A 16,540-nucleotide genomic window follows, 5' to 3' on the forward strand; every position below is an offset into this window, starting at 1 on the left:
TGTCCAGCCAGAACTTCGACCGTTCAATGGATGAGCAAGACCGGTGGCCATATCCAGATGCCGCGAACTTCAGCCCGCGAGCCCGCGCCGGTTCTCGCGCATATGCATATCCGAATAAGACGAGCACGAAAAAATCGTTTGGATCCATATGACGCCTGACTAGAGTCGCGCGCCATGTACCAGTACACAGAGTTCGATCGGCAATTCGTGCGCGCCCGCGCCGCCCAGTACCGTGACCAGCTCGAGCGCAACTTGCGCGGCGAGCTTGGCGAAGACGAGTTCCGACCGCTGCGGCTGCAGAACGGCTGGTACATCCAGCGCTACGCGCCCATGCTGCGCATCGCCGTGCCCTACGGCGAGATCTCCAGCGCCCAGCTTCGCGTGCTGGCCCGCATCGCGCGTGAATACGACCAACCGACCGCGGACATCTTTGCCGACGCCCGCGCCAAGCAGGACGCGCTGGGCCCGGTGCCGCTGCCCGGCGGCGGCTTTGCCCACTCGCGCCTCACGGCGGGCTACGGCCACTTCACGACGCGGCAAAACGTGCAGTTCAACTGGATTCCGCTCGCCAAGAGCGCGGACGTGATGGAGCTGCTGGCCAGCGTGGACATGCACGGCATCCAGACCAGCGGCAACTGCATTCGCAACATCACCACCGACGCCACCGCCGGTGTCGCGCCCGACGAGATCGCCGATCCGCGCCCCTTCTGCGAGATCCTGCGCCAGTGGAGCACGCTGCATCCCGAGTTCGCCTTCCTGCCGCGCAAGTTCAAGATCGCGGTCTCCGGCGCCGCCGAGGACCGCGCGGCCACCTTCTGGCACGACGTCGGCCTGCACCTGGTGAAGAACCCGGGCGGTGAGCTGGGCTTCCGCGTGCTGGTGGGTGGCGGCATGGGCCGCACCCCGGTCACGGCCACGGTGATCCGCGAGTTCCTACCTTGGGACCAGGTGCTCAACTACCTCGAGGCCGTGGTGCGCGTCTACAACCGCTGGGGCCGCCGCGACAACATGTACAAGGCGCGGATCAAGATCCTGGTGAAGGCCGAGGGCCAGCGCTACATCGACGAGGTGGAGGCCGAGTACGCATCAATCGTCGAGGCCGACGGCGCGCCCCACACCATCACGCAAGCCGAGCTGGACCGCGTCAGCGCGTGCTTCGTGCCCCCTCGCCTGTCGGCGGCTCCCGCGAAGCTGCACCCCGAGTCCGACCAGATCGACCTCGACCCGGCCTACCAGCGCTGGCTGCAGACCAACGTGGGCGCCCACCAGGACCCGCAGCTGCGCGCGGTGACGCTGTCGTTCAAGCGGCTGGGACAGGCGCCCGGCGACGCCACCGGCGAGCAGCTCGACATCGCCGCCGACCTGGCCGAGCGATTCTCGGCTGGCGAAGCCCGCGTGACGCACGACCAGAACCTGCTGCTGCCGTGGGTGCGTGCCGAGGAGCTGCCTGCCCTGTGGCAGGCCGCCCGCAAGGCCGGCCTGGCCAAGGCCAACATCGGCCTGCTCACGGACATGATCGCCTGCCCCGGCGGCGACTTCTGCGCGCTGGCCAACGCGCGCTCGCTGCCCATTGCCGAAGCCATCACCCAGCGCTACCAAGACCTCGACGAGCTGCACGACATCGGCGAGATCGACCTGCACATCAGCGGCTGCATCAACTCCTGCGGCCATCACCACAGCGGCCACATCGGCATCCTCGGCGTCGACAAGGACGGCAAGGAGTGGTACCAGGTCACGCTCGGCGGCTCGGACGGTTCGCTGCTCTCGGGCGACCCGGCCGCCGGCAAGGTGGTCGGCCCCTCGTTCTCGGCCGCCGAAGTGCCCGAGGTGATCGAGGCCGTGCTCGACACCTACCGCCGTGAGCGCCGCAGCCATGGCGACAAGGCCGAGTCCTTCATCGAAACCCTGCGCCGCGTCGGCCCGGACCCTTTCAAGGCCGCCGCCAACGGCGCCCGCCTGGCCGCCAAGGAGGTGGCGTGATGCAGCTGACCCTGAACCTGATCGAGGCCGACGGCCACCAGCCTGGCGAGGAGCCGCGCGTGCTGACCGTGCCCAACGATGCCGATCCGCTCGCGCTGTCGCTCGAAGGCGTCGAGCGCATCGACCTGCACTTCCCCAAGTTCAGCGACGGCCGCGCCTTCAGCCAGGCCTTCCTGCTGCGCCGTCGCCGCGGTTTCACGGGCGAGATCCGCGCCACCGGCGATGTGCTGATCGACCAGCTGGTGCAGTTGCAGCGCACGGGCTTTTCCAGCGCCGTGCTGCGCGCCGACCAGGACGTGGCGCACGCCCTTCGCCAGTTCGAGCGTTACCCCGCCTATTACCAAGGCGACGCCGTGAAGCCGCAGCCCCCGTTCCGCGAGGCCGCCTGATGGGAGCGATCGACCTGCACGCCCGACCCTCCGCGGGATTCGATGCCAAGTTGGCCGAGACCCAGGCACTGCTGCGCCGCGCCGCGACCGGGCATTCGCCGCTCAAGCAGGCGTCCAGCCTGGGCGCCGAAGACGTGGTGATCACCCACCTGATCAACGCCCTGGAGCTGGACATCCCCGTGTTCGTGCTCGACACCGGAATGCTGCATCCGGAAACGCTTCAATTGCTGGAACGCACCCGCACCACCTCTCGCGCGCCGGTGGAGGTGTACCAGCCGCAGGCCGAGGCCACGGTGCAGTTCGTCGCACGCGAAGGCAAGGACGCCATGTACCGCAGCATCGAGCTGCGCAAGGCCTGCTGCCACATCCGCAAGCTCGAACCGCTGTCCCGCGCCCTGCAGGGACAGTCCGCCTGGATCACCGGGCTGCGCCGCGAGCAATCGAGCGCCCGGGCCGAGGTGCCCCTGGTCGACACCAGCGAAGCGCGCCTGAAGTTCAACCCCCTGGCCGACTGGACCTGGGGCGACGTGTGGCACTACATCGCCACCCGTGGCGTGGACTACAACGCGCTGCACGACCAGTTCTACCCCAGCATCGGCTGCGCGCCCTGCACCCGGGCCATCAGCCTGGGCGAGGACTTCCGCGCCGGCCGCTGGTGGTGGGAAGACGAAGCCGCCAAGGAATGCGGCCTGCACGTCAAGAACAACGAGCCTGCCCCAGAACGGAACCCCGCATGAACGCACGCACCGCCCCCCAGCTGCTGGCCCCGGTCAGCACGCAGCACCTGGACGCCCTGGAAGAAGAGGCGATCTTCGTGCTGCGCGAAGTCGCCGCCGCCTTCGAGCGCCCGACCCTGCTGTTTTCCGGCGGCAAGGACTCGCTCGTGCTGCTGCGATGCGCCGAAAAGGCCTTCGGCCGCGGCCGCATTCCGTATCCGCTGCTGATGATCGACACCGGGCACAACTTCCGCGAGGTGACCGAGTTCCGCGACCTGCGCGCGCGCGAACTGGGGGCCGAGCTGATCGTGCGCAGCGTCGAGGATTCGATGAAGCGCGGCACCGTGCGCCTGGCCCATCCGGGTGAGTCGCGCAACGTGCACCAGTCGGTCACGCTGCTGGAGGCCATCGAGGAATTCCGCTTCGATGCGCTGATCGGTGGCGCCCGGCGCGACGAGGAAAAGGCCCGCGCCAAGGAACGCATCTTTTCGCACCGCGACAGCTTCGGCCAGTGGCAGCCCAAAGCCCAGCGGCCCGAGCTGTGGACGCTGTTCAACACGCGCCTGCAGCCAGGCGAACACTTCCGCGTGTTCCCCATCTCCAACTGGACCGAGCTGGACGTGTGGCAGTACATCGAGCGCGAGGCCATCGCCCTGCCCTCGATCTACTACGCGCACCAGCGCCAGGTGGTCGAGCGCAAGGGCCTGCTGGTGCCGGTGACCGAACTCACACCGCCGCGTGAAGGCGAAACCGTGCAGACCCGCACCGTCCGCTTTCGCACCGTGGGCGACATCACCTGCACCTGCCCGGTGGACAGCCCCGCGGCCAACGCGGCCGAGGTGGTGCTGGAAACCCTCACCGTCGACGTGAGCGAGCGCGGCGCCACGCGCATGGACGACAAGACGTCCGAAGCCTCCATGGAAAAACGCAAGAAGGACGGTTACTTCTGATGACGACGACCACGATGCAAGCCGTCGCCCCGTTGCGCGCGCCCTTGGCCAGCGCCCACGGCGACCACGCCACCGCCCTTCGCTTCATCACCTGCGGCAGCGTGGACGATGGCAAGAGCACGCTGATCGGCCGCCTGCTGGTGGACAGCCGCGCCGTGCTGCAAGACCAGCTGGCCAGCGTCTCGCGCGCCGGCGAAACCGACCTGGCGCTCTTCACCGACGGCCTCTCGGCCGAGCGCGAACAGGGCATCACCATCGACGTGGCCTACCGCTACTTCGCCACGCCCGCGCGCAAGTTCATCATCGGCGACGCGCCCGGCCACGAGCAGTACACCCGCAACATGGTGACGGCCGCCTCCAGTGCCGACGCCGCCGTGGTGCTGGTCGACGCGACCAAACTCGACTGGCGCAGCCCCCAGCTCGAGCTGCTGCCTCAGACCCGGCGCCACACCCTGCTGGTCAACCTGCTGCGTGTGCCGTCCATCGTATTCGCCATCAACAAGCTCGACGCTGTCGACGACGCGGCCCTGGCCTTCGAGCACATTCGCGGCGCGCTGGAACGGTTCACCCAAGCCGCCGGCGTTTCGATTCGGGCCGCCATCCCGATCTCCGCGCTGAAGGGGCTCAACGTCGTCTCGCCCCAGCCGGGCTGGTGCGGCTACGCAGGTCCTTCCCTGCTGCAGCTGCTCGAGACGCTGGACATCACCCCGGCCGCCACCGAAGCCGCGTTCGCGCTGCCGGTGCAGTGGGTCGAGAAATTCCACGACTCGGCCGACACCGCCCGCGGCCGCCGCGTGTTCTGGGGCCGCGTCGCGGCTGGCCTGGCTCGCCCGGGGCAGACCGTCACCGTGGGGCCCAGCGGCCAGACCGCGGTCATCGCGCAGGTGCTGAACCACGTGCGCCACCCGCAGGACGTGCAGGCGGGCCATAGCGCCGGCCTGGTGCTGGACCGTGAAGTGGATGTCTCCCGCGGCGACTGGCTGCTGGCCCCCGATGCGGCCGAGCCCAGCCGCGAGATCTCGGCCACCGTGGCCTGGCTGGATGACGAGCCGCTGGTGCCGGGCCGCGTGTACTGGGCCCTGCACGGCCACCGCTGGGTCAAAGCCCGCATCAAGCGCGTGGTGCACCGCGTGGACATCCACACGCTTGCCGAGGCCGACGCCACCCAGCTCGAGCCCAACGCCATCGGCCATGTCGAGCTGGCCCTGCAGGAGCCGTTGGCCACGCAGCCGTACGCGCAATCGCGCCTGCTGGGTTCGCTGGTGCTGGTGGACACCGCCAGCCATAAAACCGCGGGCGCGGTGCTCGTCCGCTGACCCTCCGTTCGCCCGCGCCTGCCGGATGGCTGCCTCGGCAGCGCGCCCGGCGCGTGCCCTGGCCAGGGTGCGCTCGCTAAAATCACCGGTTTCCCCGGCAACAGACCTGCTATGACCCACGTCGTCTCCGAATCCTGTATCCGCTGCAAGTACACCGACTGCGTCGATGTCTGTCCCGTGGACTGCTTCCGCGAAGGTCCCAACATGCTGGTGATCGACCCGGACGAATGCATCGACTGCGCGGTCTGCATCCCCGAGTGCCCGGTCAACGCGATCTACGCCGAGGAAGACCTGCCGGGCGACCAGGTCGCCTTCATCAAGCTCAACGCCGACCTCTCGCGCGACCCTAACTGGAAAAGCATCACCAAGCGCAAGCCGGCACTGCCGGATGCCGACGAGTGGAAAGACAAGACGGGGAAAATCTCCGAGCTGGTTCGCTGAAGCCCCGCGATCGTTTCGCCCGAGGGGCCCTGTGAATTCCGCTGTACTCACCGAGGTGCTGCGCACCGCGGACACCGAACACGCTCCCGTCGAGACGGATGCCGTGATCATCGGCGCTGGTCCCGTCGGGCTGTTCCAGGTGTTCGAGCTCGGCCTGCTGGAGATCAAGGCGCACGTCATCGATGCGCTGCCGCACCCCGGCGGCCAATGCATCGAGCTCTACCCCGACAAACCGATCTACGACATCCCGGCAGTGCCGGTGTGCACCGGCCGCGAGCTCACCGAGAACCTGCTCAAGCAGATCGAGCCCTTCGGCGCGACCTTCCACCTGGGCGAGGAAGTCACCGTCGTCGAGCGACAGGACGACGGCCGCTTCTATGTCGAGACCAGCAAGGGCACGCGCTTTATCGCGCGCACCGTCTTCATCGCCGCCGGCGTCGGCGCCTTCCAGCCGCGCGCACTGAAGTTGGGTGGCGTCGAGAAGTTCGCAGGCTCGCAACTGTTCTATCGGGTGCAGAACCCCGCCGACTTCGCCGACAAGGACCTCGTGATCATCGGCGGCGGCGACTCGGCGCTTGACTGGACGCTGCACTTCGCGGCGGAGGGGCCCAAGCTGGCGCGCAGCGTCATCCTGATGCATCGCCGCGACGGCTTCCAGGCTGCGCCCGCTTCGGTGGCCAAGATGAAGCACCTGTGCGAAGCCGGCGAAATGCAGTTCCTGGTGGGGCAGGCCGTGGGTTACGAAGAAGCCGACGGACGGCTCAAGGCGCTCAAGGTCGCAGGGCCCGACGGCGTCACGCGCGCGGTGCCCCTGGACATGCTGCTGGTCTTCTTCGGCCTCTCGCCCAAGCTGGGTCCCATCGCCGAATGGGGCCTGGACATCGAGCGCAAGCAGCTCGTGGTGGACACGGAAAAGTTCTCGACCAGCGTGCCGGGCATCTTCGCCGTGGGCGACATCAACACCTACCCGGGCAAGAAGAAGCTGATCCTCTCGGGCTTCCACGAATGCGCCCTCGCCGCCTTCGGCGCGGCCGCGATCATCTTCCCGGACAAGGACAAGATCCCGCTGCAGTACACGACTACCTCGACCCGCCTGCACAAGGTGCTGGGGGTCGAATCGCCCGCCTTCGACTGAGCCTCAAAAAAATCTTCGACGTCGAAGTGACCTCAGCTGGAAACGCGAAAAATCCGACCTATAATTTGAGGCTTGTTCCCCGATAGCTCAGTCGGTAGAGCGCCGGACTGTTAATCCGTAGGTCCCTGGTTCGAGCCCAGGTCGGGGAGCCAAAATTTCGTCATCCTCGCAAGGACTTAGGCCCCCCGGGTCTAGGTCCTTTTTCTTTGCCGGCCGCTATGGGCCTGGCCATATAGCCATGCTGTGGCCACTCCAGCATGAGCGGCTGCGCGGCGCTGACTGGCCCCCAAGTGCCGCGCCTGCCAAGCAAGATGGCCGATCCGGGCTTCGCTTTCCGAAGGCACCGGGAGCTGGCAGGTTGCAGTTGCAGCTTCTGATGCTGATGCGCCTTAGGGATGCCAGGTGGAGACCACCTTGGGCGTGTCTTCCGATGCGGATCCGGCCAGGGCATAGGACAGCCGGTTCGCGGCATCGATGACCTTTTGCGCATGCGCTTCCAGGCGTCCCTTTGTCAGTCTTGAGGTCGGACCGGAAATGCACATGGACCCGAGCAGCCGCCAGTTCAGGCCGAAGACCGGCGCCGCGACGCTGGACACTTCTGCCTCGCGTTCGCCCATGGAGACATGAAAGCCGCGCCGGCGGATTTCTTCATAGATTCTCCCGGGCTCCCCTGAGAAGGCGAGGATCACCCGACCCGGGGCGCCGAGTTGCAGCGGCAGCCGCATGCCGATTCGGACGTGGTGCCGCACGGATTGCGGACCCTCCACCCGTGAGATGCAGGCGCGCTCATCCCCTTCGCGTACGTAGAACGATGCGCTTTCCTGCGTGATGCGAGACAGTTCCCGCAAAGTCGGCTCCACGACATTGTTGATATCGAACCCGGCTTGGTAACGGGCACCTAGCCAGCCGGCCGCCGGGCCGAGTCGCCACTCGCCTTCCTCGCGCTGGACCATGTAGCCGGAGAGAGCCAAGGTTCGGGCTAGCCGCAACACGGTTGTGTTGTGCAGCCCCGTGCGCCGACTCAGTTCCGCGAGTGACAGATGGCGCTCGCCAATCCGGAACGCCTCCAGCACCTGCAATGCGCGGGTCACCGCGGTGACGCTCCCGTGGGTGGGCGAACCGTCATCCGGGGAGGCAGCTCGCCTTGCGGAAATCGTGGATTTGCGTGCCATGAAACGTCTTTCACTGTGCGAAGCTCAATTGTACTGTGTGGAAGGCGCCTCTAAAGTCCCGCTCACGGGCAACGGCCCGGCACTTATCAACTGGAGACAACCCCATGCATAGCCCTGTGCTGACCCGGCGCACCTTTGCTGCGTCCGCCCTCTTGGCACCGCTGCCGATGACGGCGTTTTCCCAAGCCTGGCCTGCCCGGCCGATCCGACTGGTCGTGCCATTTCCCGCTGGAGGAGGCACTGACATCATTGCGCGCGAGGTTGCGAACAAGACCACCGGCTTGACCAAGTGGAACTTCGTGATCGAGAACAAACCGGGCTCCGGCGGCAACCTGGGAATCGAGAACATCGCCAAGTCGCCGGCCGACGGATACAACCTGGTGCTGGGCCAGACCAGTAACTTGGCCATCAACCCGTCCCTGTACAGCAAGCTGCCCTATGACCCGGTGAAGGACCTCACGCCGGTGGCGCTGATCGGCAGTTCGCCCTTGCTCGTGGTGGTCGCAGCCAACTCGCCCTTCCGCACCCTGGCCGATGTCGTTGCCGCCGCGAAGGCCAAGCCCGGATCCATCAATTACGCGACGTCCGGCAATGGAACGGTGGCGCACCTGGCCACCGAGCTGTTCCAGCGCGAGTCCAATGTCAAGCTCACGCACATCCCCTACAAGGGTGCATCGCAGGGCTTGAACGACGTCATTGGTGGGAATGTAGAGATCTATGTCTCTTCGGTCACGACACTGCTCGGCTATATCAAGAACGGCAAGGTGCGTCCGCTTGCCGTGACCTCGGCCAAGCGCAGCGACGATCTGCCCCAGGTGCCGACGATCGCCGAATCCGGCTACAAGGATTTCGAAGCCGTGACCTGGTTCGGCTTGTTGGGCCCAGCGCGCCTCCCGGCGGAAATCACGAAGCAGCTGAACGCCGAGCTGAACAAGACTTTGCGCGCCGACGACCTGCGCACCAAGCTCGAGAGCCAGGGTCTGGAGATCACGCCTGGCACGCCCGAGCAATTCGCCAAACTGATCCGCGACGACATCGTCAAGTGGGGCAAGGTGGTCAAGGAAAGCGGCGCCAAGATCGACTGAAGTCGGTACCGCCCGAGCCCGCCATGGACTTCCCGTTCTCTGCCGGTGTCGATCCGGCGGGCGTCCCATTGCCTTCGGGCGCCTGCGACTGCCACATCCACGTCTACGACAGCCGCTACCCGGCGGTGCCCGGTGCGATCTTGCAGCCGCCGGATGCGTCGATCGCCGACTACCTTTCCGTGCAGGCCCGCATGGGCACCAAGCGCGCGGTCCTGGTGACGCCTTCGACCTACGGCACCGACAACGCTCCGATGCTCGACGGTTTGGCCCTGCTGGGTGTGCATGGCCGGGGCGTGGCCGTGATCGACGGCAGCGAGAGCGATGCCGAACTCGCGCGGCTCCATGCCGCGGGCGTGCGCGGGGTGCGCATCAATCTCTCGCTGAGTCGAGCGCTGTCTACGCAGGCGATCGCCCGCATCGCGGACCGCATCGCGCCCAGGGGTTGGCACTTGCAGCTGCTGATGCCTGTTGCGCAACTGGCGCAGCTTTCCACTCTGCTCAGGAGCCTTCCGGTCGAACTCGTCTTCGATCACTTCGCACGCCTCGGGCCCGAGCAGCCCCATAGCCACCCGGCACATAGGCTCGTGCTGGACCTCCTGTCTGCCGGCCGCGCCTGGATCAAGTTGTCCGGCGGCTACTTGGTGAGCCCACTGCGCTCGGTCGAAGACCCCGCGCTCGACGCGCTGGCGCGCAGCTTCATCGGGGCCGCCCCCAATCGCGTCGTCTGGGGCAGCGACTGGCCGCATGCCACGGCCTCGGCCGGCCACCAGCCCCTGCCGGACGACGCGCGGCAGGTGGAGCGGCTCGCGCAGTGGGCCGGCGACGCCGCGACGCTGGCCGCCGTGCTGGTTGACAACCCTCAACGTCTCTACGGCTTCGAGCCATTACCTCAAGACTGAACTCATGATCCGATTCACGACCGTTCCCCGCCGCCGCCGCTTGCTGGCCGGCCTGGCTGCCGCCCTGCTGGCGCCCGCCGCCCTGGCCCAGGGTATCGCTACCGATTGGCCGGCCGGCCGCACCGTCAGCTGGGTGGTGCCCTATCCCGCCGGCGGCACCACCGACGTGCTCGGCCGCGCCCTGGCCCAGCGCATCGGCACCTCGCTGGGCACCAACGTCATCGTAGAAAACAAGGCTGGAGCCACTGGCACCATCGGCGGCGCCTACGTGGCCAAGGCCGCACCCGATGGTTTCACGGTCCTGGGCACCTCCATCGGGCCGCAAGCGATCGCCCCGCACCTGATGGCCAAGCTGCCCTATGACCCCCTACGTGATCTGGAGCCGGTCGCGCTCGTCGGCACGATCCCGCACGTGCTGGTGGTTGCCGCCTCGCAGCCGTTCAAGTCGGTGGCTGACGTGATCGCCGCCGCCAAGGCCCAGCCTGGCCAAATGGCCTACGCCTCGGGCGGCAACGGGACCATCCTGCAGATGCAGGCCGAGTTGCTGGCTCAGCGCAATGGGCTGAAGTTCATCCACGTCCCATACAAGGGAGACACCCCGGCGTTGCAGGACACGCTCGGTGGCCAGGTGCAGTTCATGTTCGCTCCCGCCGCGGCGGCCCTGCCCCATGTGCAAAGCGGCAGGCTGCGCGCACTGGCCGTGACCTCGGCCGCGCGGCTGAAGGCCATCCCGGATGTCCCCACGATGGCCGAAGCCGGCCAGAGCAATTTCGTCGTCGAGCAGTGGCAGGCCGTGTACCTACCCGCGCACAGCCCCGCGCCGCTGGTGCAGCGCCTCAACGCCGAAATTAACAAGGCCCTGCGCGAACCCGCAGTCGTTGAATTGGCCGACAAGCTGGGCGTGACGCTGGTCGGCGGCACGCCGCAACACCTGGACAAGGTTCAGAAGGCCGACTCGGCCACCTGGGCCAAGGTCATCCGAGACGCACACATCAAGGCCGAGTGACACCGCGGCCACCCCACCCAACCTTCATTCAAAGAGCCCACCATGACCCAAGACATCAACCGCGCGTTCCAGCGCATCTCCCCCGAACTCGTGCAAGAGGCCGCCGGCTTCCAGGCGGCCATCCTCGCCGATGTGGCTGGCCGCCGCGGCACCATGCACGGCCGCATCAGAGCGCTGCGCCCGCGCATGGCGGTGGCGGGTCCGGCGCTCACCGTCGAAGTGCGACCCGGCGACAACCTGATGATCCATGCCGCCATCGCGCTGGCCAAACCGGGCGACGTCCTGGTGATCGACGGCAAGGCAGACCAGACCTCGGCCCTCATGGGCACCATCATGATGACCGCCTGCAAGCAGCTGGGAATCGCAGGTGTGATCGTCGATGCCGCAGTTCGCGACAGCCTCGAAATCGATGAGATGGACTTTCCGGTGTTCTCGGTGGGCACCAACCCGAACGGCCCGACCAAGAACATCGGCGGTCGCATCGGCCACCCGATCAGCTGTGGTGGCGTCACCGTGAACGCCGGCGACTTCGTGCTGGCTGATGCCGACGGCATCGTCGTGGTCGAGCGTGAAAACCTCGGCTCGCTCCTCCCGCTGGCCCGCAAGAAGGTGGAAGACGAGGCCAAGCGCATTGCCCAGATCAAGCAAGGCAACACCAGCGCATCCTGGCTGGGTGCCGCGCTGCGCGCTGCCGGCGTGCTCAAGGAGGGGGAGAGCCTGTGAGCACGCGCCCCATCATCATCGTCACCGGCGCCGACCTCGCGCCGCAGGCGCTCGCGCTGCTCGCAGACTTCGAGATCGTCTACGCTGGCAAGACCCCCACCACCGAAAGCCTGGTGGAACTGTGCCGTCGGAATGATCCTGTCGCGATCATCGTGCGCTACGGCAGCGTCGGCGCCCAAGTGATGGACGCCGCGCCGTCACTGCGCGTGATCTCGAAGCACGGCAGCGGTACCGACACGATCGACAAGGCCGCCGCGAACGCCCGCGGGATCGAAGTGCGTGCAGCCGTCGGCGCCAATGCCGCCGCGGTGGCCGAGCAGGCTCTGGCCCTGTTGCTGGCCTGCGCCAAGTCGGTCACCACACTGAACGAGCGCATGCACGCCGGCCACTGGGACAAAGCCACGCACAAGAGCATCGAACTGCATGGCCGCACGGTGGGACTGGTGGGCCTGGGCGCCATCGGCCAGCGCTTCGCGCGCATGTGCGACGCGATGGGCATGACGGTGCTGGGCCATGATCCCTATGCCACACAGCTTCCTAACTACGTGCGGCAGGTCGACCTGGACACGCTCTGGCGGGAAGCGGATGCCATTTCCCTGCACTGCCCCCTGACGGCCGAGAACCGCGGCTTCGTGAACGCGAAGACGCTCGCCGCCTGCAAACGGGGGGTCCTGCTGGTGAACACCGCCCGAGGCGGCTTGGTGGACGAGCCGGCCCTCGTGGACGCTGTGCGCTCTGGACAGGTCGCGGCAGCGGGGCTCGACAGCTTCGCCGTCGAGCCCATGAAGGTCCCGCACCCGTTCCAGGGCGAGCCCAACATCGTGCTTTCGCCTCACGTGGGCGGCGTCACGAGCGACGCCTACGTGAACATGGGCGTGGGCGCGGCGCGCAACGTGGTGGAAGTCCTGCAGCCGCACGCGGCCTGAGGCAAACGGTCATGTCCAACCGCTGGAAACAGGCACCCGAAGGCGCGCACTGGGGTGAGTTCGGCCCCGACGACCAGTTGGGCCGACTCAATCTCGTCACACCCGGGAAGGTGCTCCAGGGGGTGACGGAGGTGCGTGAGGGCCGCACCTTCTGCCTGAGCCTGCCACTCGATGTTCCCGGAGGTCAGTCCTTGAACGGGCGGCGGATCGCGCCACGACGCTTCGCCGTGATCCGTGACGGCAAGAGTGCGGGCCAGCAGGGTTTCTGCTGGAGCTATGACTCTGAGGACCCGGATCTCACCGATGTCGTGAACGACGACGTCGTTCTCATGAGCCTGCAGTACTCGACCCAGTGGGACAGCCTCGCCCACGTGGGCAGCCGCTTCGACGCGGATGGCGACGGCGTCGCGGAGATGGTGTTCTATAACGGTTTCCGCGCGGGTACGGACATCAGTCCATCCCACGGTGACGCATCGGCCGCAGGCACCTTCGCGCAATACCCGGAGCCGCAGGCGAGCGCCCTGGGCATCGAGCACATCGCCCGACACGGCGTGCAAGGCCGCGCGGTGCTGATCGACCTCGCGTATCACATCGGTCGACGCCGAAAGGCGGTCGGATACGACCTGTTGATGCGCATCTTGGAAGCCGACGGCATCGAGGTGGAGAGCGGCGACCTGGTGTGCTTGCATACCGGTTTCGCGGACACGCTGCTGGCGATGAATCGCCAGCCTGACGTGACCCACTTGCACGAGACCGGCAGCGGGCTCGACGGCAACGACGCGCAGCTGCTCAAGTGGATCGTCGACGTGCGCCTGGCCGGCCTCATCGCGGATAACCCGGCGGTGGAACTGGTGGTGCCATCCCTGCGATCTCATTCGGGTATCAAGCGGCCACGACTGCCCCTGCACGAACACTGTCTTTTCAAGAACGGCATCCCGCTCGGAGAGCTCTGGTACCTGACGGAGCTGGCGCATTGGCTCCGCGGCCACCGCCGCCACCGCTTCCTGCTCACCGCTCCGCCCCTGCGCCTGCCTGGCGCCGTGGGATCGCCGGTGACGCCTGTCGCAACTGTCTGACCCCTTTCACGCAACCATCAGAAGGAGACTTCATGAAACGTCGATCACTCAACGCGCTCATGGCAGCCGTAGCCATTTCGGCAGGACTTGCGGCGACGCCGGCCGCGGCCGCATGGCCGGACAAGCCCATCAGCCTGGTGGTGCCTTACGCACCCGGGGGAACGGCCGACGCTCTGGCCCGCTTGATTGCGCAGCACCTGGGCCCCAAGTTGAACACCTCGGTCGTGGTCGTGAACAAGGCGGGCGCGAGCGGCATCATCGGCGCAAGCTCGGTGGCGCAAGCCACCCCGGATGGCTATACGGTTTTGTACGACGCCACGCCGCTGTCGATCAATCCGCATCTCCAGAAAATGCCATTCGATCCGCAGAAAGACCTTACTCCCGTGAGCCTGGTGGCGGTCACGCCCATGCTGCTGGTGGTGCCCAAGTCCTCGCCGTACAACAGCATCCAGGACCTTATCAAGGCCGCCAAGGAAAAACCGGGCAAGCTGACATTCAGCTCCGGCGGCCAAGGTACGGTTCAGTACATGGGCGCCGAGCTGTTCAACCAGGGTGCCGGCATCAAGATGCTGCACGTTCCTTACAAGAGCGGGGGCCCAGGCCTGATGGCCATCGTCAGCGGTGAAGTCGATCTTGGCTTCGGCAACTTGCCGGCCCTGACCGGACACGTGAGCAATGGGCTGGTCAAGCCGCTCGCGATCACGTCGGGCCAGCGAAACGCCAATTTCCCTCACGTTCCGACCATCGCGGAGAGTGCCGTCAAAGGCTATGAGACGTACGAATGGAACGGCATGTTCGTGCCCAGCGGGACGCCCGCCAGCGTGGTGAGCCGCTTGCAAGGTGCCGTCAAGGAGGTGCTCGCCATCCCTGAAGTCAAGGCCAAGTTCGACAACCTCGGCTCGCGGGTCGTCGCCTCCACACCGGACGAGTTCCGCAAATATCTCGACACCGAGTCCGCGAAGTGGGCGGCCACAGTGAAGTCGGCCGACATCAAGAAGGAATGATGCGAGATCCGGCACGGCGCTGACGCGTTCGCGCTTGGCCCGCCACTCGACAGGCACGGGCTGTTGCGACGCGAGTTCGGCGTCGCGCAGCGCCACACCGCGCCGTTCGCCTCTCTTGCCTCATGTCCCGACCTTCGAAGAGTCGGACGTCAGGGGTTATTCCGCCGACGCCTGGTACGGGCTGCTAGCACCCGCCGGCACGCCCCCCGCCGTTCTGCAGGCGCTGGAGAAGGTGGCAGCGCAGTTTGCCGCAGCGCCCGGCACCGCCGCCAGACTAACCAGCCTTGGCATGGACAGCCGCAACACCTGCGGCGCGGCTTTCGGCGCGATGCTACAGGCCGATACGCGCGGCTACACCCGACTCGCGCGCGACCTGAACCTCAAGGCGGAGTAGCCCGCCAACAAGCGCGCGCCTGCGCCCCCAACCATCCAGCTTCACGCCATGTTCCTGCACTATCCGCCCGCCTTTCGAGAGCTCGAACCGTTTACCACCATGCCGAAGGCTCTGCGGCGAACCGGGGTGCGCAGCTCGTGGGCTGACGTGAACCAGGGTGGACGCCTCGCCGACTCGTTCTTGGAAGGCCCGGTGTTTGATGACGCGGGCAATCTGTTCGTCACGGACATCCCCTTCGGCCGCGTATTCCGCATCGACCCACGGGGCCGCTGGGACCTTGTGGCGGAGTGGGACGGCGAACCCAATGGCATGAAGTTCATGAACGAGCGGGAGTTGCTGGTCACGGATTACAAGAACGGCCTGATGGTGGTGGAGGTTTCAAGCGGGCAGGTGCGCCCGTACCTCGAACGCCGCAACAGCGAACGCTTCAAGGGGGTCAACGACCTCGTGTTCGACTCGCGCGGAAACCTCTATTTCACCGACCAAGGCCAGACCGGACTGCACGACCCCACCGGCCGGCTGTATCGCCTGTGTCCCGACGGAAGACTGGACCTCCTGCTGGGGAACGTGCCCAGTCCGAACGGCGTGGCGCTCTCGCCGGACGAACGGGTGCTGTACTTGGCGGTGACGCGGGGCAACCAGGTCTGGCGCGTGCCGTTGCTGCAGGACGGCAGCGTCTCCAAGGTGAGCGCGTTCTTCACCTCGTTCGGTCCGAGCGGCCCCGATGGGCTGGCCGTGGATACCGCGGGACGCGTCCTCGTGGCTAACCCAGGGCTTGGCTGCTGCTGGGTGCTAGCGCTCCATGGCGAACCGGTCGAGGTCCTCCGCAGCCCGGCCGGCGCATCCCTGACGAATATGGCCTTTGGGGGGGATGGGCGCGCCGTTCTGTATTTCACCGAGTCGGTCAGCGGCAGCATTCTGCGCTTGCAAATGGACGTGCCAGGCCTGCCACTGGCGCGGGCGCGGGCGCCATAGGTTGGACTTGGCGCGAGATCAGCCTGATGCGGTGCTGATCGCTTGGGCAGGTCAAGATTGTGCGTCTCCAACGCTATCTCCAACTCGCGGATATATGTTCTGCGATCCCTGGTTCGAGCCCAGGTCGGGGAGCCAAATTTGGCAAGGGTTTGCTGCAACGAAAAGTGCGGCCAACCCTCTTTCATTTGGGTCGTGTTCAATCCTCAAATGGCTTATGGCGAGCGGCGGCTGGACTGCGACACGCCGATCCAAGCACCACCAACTTGCAGGTCGACCCTGGCGCTGAACGCGCCGGACCGCTCCGGCGCGGCCACGCCAGGAGAGCCGGCCCCTCGTGTGCGCGGCTGGCTGAC

Annotated in this window: 17 protein-coding genes and 1 tRNA gene; 17 read left to right on the plus strand and 1 reads right to left on the minus strand. The window is 66.7% G+C overall.

All coding sequences use genetic code 11. The annotated features are described in order from the left end of the window. Positions 1-174: 174 nt before the first annotated feature. From JI739_RS02725 to JI739_RS02760, 8 genes are all read left to right on the plus strand, one after another. Entirely contained in the window at positions 175-1,980 is a 1,806-nt protein-coding gene (locus JI739_RS02725) for a nitrite/sulfite reductase (protein ID WP_201682299.1), read from the plus strand. Next, a complete protein-coding gene (locus JI739_RS02730) occupies positions 1,980-2,369 on the plus strand; it encodes a DUF934 domain-containing protein (protein WP_201682300.1) in 390 nt (129 codons plus the stop codon). The genes JI739_RS02725 and JI739_RS02730 overlap by 1 nt, the downstream gene beginning before the upstream one ends. Further along, the gene (locus JI739_RS02735; protein WP_201682301.1) at positions 2,369-3,106 is read left to right on the plus strand and encodes a phosphoadenylyl-sulfate reductase; all 738 of its coding nucleotides are present in this window, start codon (positions 2,369-2,371) and stop codon (positions 3,104-3,106) included. Before JI739_RS02730 ends, JI739_RS02735 begins: the two co-directional genes overlap by 1 nt. After that, entirely contained in the window at positions 3,103-4,035 is a 933-nt protein-coding gene (cysD, locus tag JI739_RS02740; protein ID WP_201682302.1) for a sulfate adenylyltransferase subunit CysD, read from the plus strand. Before JI739_RS02735 ends, cysD begins: the two co-directional genes overlap by 4 nt. A 14-nt stretch (positions 4,036-4,049) precedes the next feature. Further along, complete coding sequence (locus JI739_RS02745) at positions 4,050-5,351, plus strand: sulfate adenylyltransferase subunit 1 (RefSeq protein ID WP_236589031.1); 1,302 nt, start codon at positions 4,050-4,052, stop codon at positions 5,349-5,351. 111 nt (positions 5,352-5,462) lie between these two features. After that, positions 5,463-5,792 (plus strand): ferredoxin FdxA, encoded by a 330-nt coding sequence (fdxA, locus tag JI739_RS02750; RefSeq protein ID WP_201682304.1) that lies wholly within the window; start codon positions 5,463-5,465, stop codon positions 5,790-5,792. Positions 5,793-5,823: 31 nt separating this feature from the next. Continuing rightward, positions 5,824-6,927: an NAD(P)/FAD-dependent oxidoreductase gene (locus JI739_RS02755; protein ID WP_354003666.1), complete on the plus strand. Its 1,104-nt coding sequence runs from the start codon at positions 5,824-5,826 to the stop codon at positions 6,925-6,927. 76 nt (positions 6,928-7,003) lie between these two features. After that, a tRNA-Asn gene (locus JI739_RS02760) sits at positions 7,004-7,079 on the plus strand. Positions 7,080-7,316: 237 nt separating this feature from the next. Here JI739_RS02760 and JI739_RS02765 read toward each other — a convergent pair. Then, entirely contained in the window at positions 7,317-8,099 is a 783-nt protein-coding gene (locus JI739_RS02765; protein ID WP_201682306.1) for an IclR family transcriptional regulator, read from the minus strand. A gap of 104 nt (positions 8,100-8,203) precedes the next feature. Here JI739_RS02765 and JI739_RS02770 point away from each other — a divergent pair, with 104 nt between their 5' ends. The 9 genes from JI739_RS02770 to JI739_RS02810 are packed head-to-tail and all read left to right on the plus strand — an operon-like array spanning position 8,204 to position 16,187. Next, positions 8,204-9,184: a Bug family tripartite tricarboxylate transporter substrate binding protein gene (locus JI739_RS02770; RefSeq protein WP_201682307.1), complete on the plus strand. Its 981-nt coding sequence runs from the start codon at positions 8,204-8,206 to the stop codon at positions 9,182-9,184. Between the two features lie 23 nt (positions 9,185-9,207). Beyond that, positions 9,208-10,083, plus strand: coding sequence for an amidohydrolase family protein (locus JI739_RS02775; RefSeq protein WP_201682308.1), 876 nt, complete (start codon positions 9,208-9,210; stop codon positions 10,081-10,083). Positions 10,084-10,087: 4 nt separating this feature from the next. After that, complete coding sequence (locus tag JI739_RS02780) at positions 10,088-11,089, plus strand: Bug family tripartite tricarboxylate transporter substrate binding protein (RefSeq protein WP_201682309.1); 1,002 nt, start codon at positions 10,088-10,090, stop codon at positions 11,087-11,089. Between the two features lie 42 nt (positions 11,090-11,131). Next, the gene (locus JI739_RS02785; protein ID WP_201682310.1) at positions 11,132-11,812 is read left to right on the plus strand and encodes an RraA family protein; all 681 of its coding nucleotides are present in this window, start codon (positions 11,132-11,134) and stop codon (positions 11,810-11,812) included. Beyond that, a complete protein-coding gene (locus JI739_RS02790; RefSeq protein WP_201682311.1) occupies positions 11,809-12,738 on the plus strand; it encodes an NAD(P)-dependent oxidoreductase in 930 nt (309 codons plus the stop codon). The genes JI739_RS02785 and JI739_RS02790 overlap by 4 nt, the downstream gene beginning before the upstream one ends. 11 nt (positions 12,739-12,749) lie before the next feature. Next, positions 12,750-13,814 carry a cyclase family protein gene (locus tag JI739_RS02795; protein ID WP_201682312.1) on the plus strand — a complete coding sequence of 355 codons (1,065 nt, stop codon included), beginning with the start codon at positions 12,750-12,752 and terminating at the stop codon, positions 13,812-13,814. A 32-nt stretch (positions 13,815-13,846) separates the two neighbouring features. Beyond that, on the plus strand, positions 13,847-14,818 hold the full coding sequence (locus JI739_RS02800; protein WP_236589032.1) for a Bug family tripartite tricarboxylate transporter substrate binding protein: 972 nt from the start codon (positions 13,847-13,849) through the stop codon (positions 14,816-14,818). Positions 14,819-14,852: 34 nt separating this feature from the next. Further along, entirely contained in the window at positions 14,853-15,212 is a 360-nt protein-coding gene (locus JI739_RS02805) for a tripartite tricarboxylate transporter substrate-binding protein (RefSeq protein WP_255520159.1), read from the plus strand. A 48-nt stretch (positions 15,213-15,260) separates the two neighbouring features. Next, complete coding sequence (locus tag JI739_RS02810; protein WP_201682313.1) at positions 15,261-16,187, plus strand: SMP-30/gluconolactonase/LRE family protein; 927 nt, start codon at positions 15,261-15,263, stop codon at positions 16,185-16,187. Positions 16,188-16,540: the final 353 nt, after the last annotated feature.

The sequence above is a fragment of the Ramlibacter aurantiacus genome (genome assembly GCF_016722895.1).
Lineage (GTDB): Bacteria > Pseudomonadota > Gammaproteobacteria > Burkholderiales > Burkholderiaceae_C > Ramlibacter > Ramlibacter aurantiacus.